We start from the raw sequence: 292 nt of genomic DNA, 5'->3' as shown, positions 1-292 counted from the left end.
GCACCTATGATGTCGTTTATCGCAACGGCAATGTCACATCGACGACGGTAAAACCCGAACCCAAGGCCCGGCCGGACAACTGGGTTGATGTGAAAGACCGCGACCTGCGCTCGGTTCTCGACCCGATTTCCGGCCTCATCATTCCCGCAGGCGGACGCATCTGCCCGACTCGCCTGCCGATTTATGATGGTGAGTCGCGACTCGACCTCGTTCTGAGCCCTAGCGGTACGAAGCCTTTCAAGACGAACGGCTTCAGTGGTGACGCCATCGTCTGCAAGGCGCGTTACGTTCC

General features: G+C 58.9%; 1 protein-coding gene. It reads left to right on the top strand.

Annotated elements, in window-relative coordinates; genetic code table 11:
• Positions 1-292, top strand: a 292-nt coding sequence (locus BK665_RS33820) for a DUF3108 domain-containing protein (RefSeq protein WP_123410666.1), incomplete at both ends; no start/stop codon positions are given.

Origin of the sequence: Pseudomonas frederiksbergensis, assembly GCF_003732665.1 — a bacterium.
GTDB lineage: Bacteria > Pseudomonadota > Gammaproteobacteria > Pseudomonadales > Pseudomonadaceae > Aquipseudomonas > Aquipseudomonas frederiksbergensis_G.
Note: the sequence above shows the minus strand (reverse complement) of the source record. Positions and strands in the feature narration are given on the sequence as shown.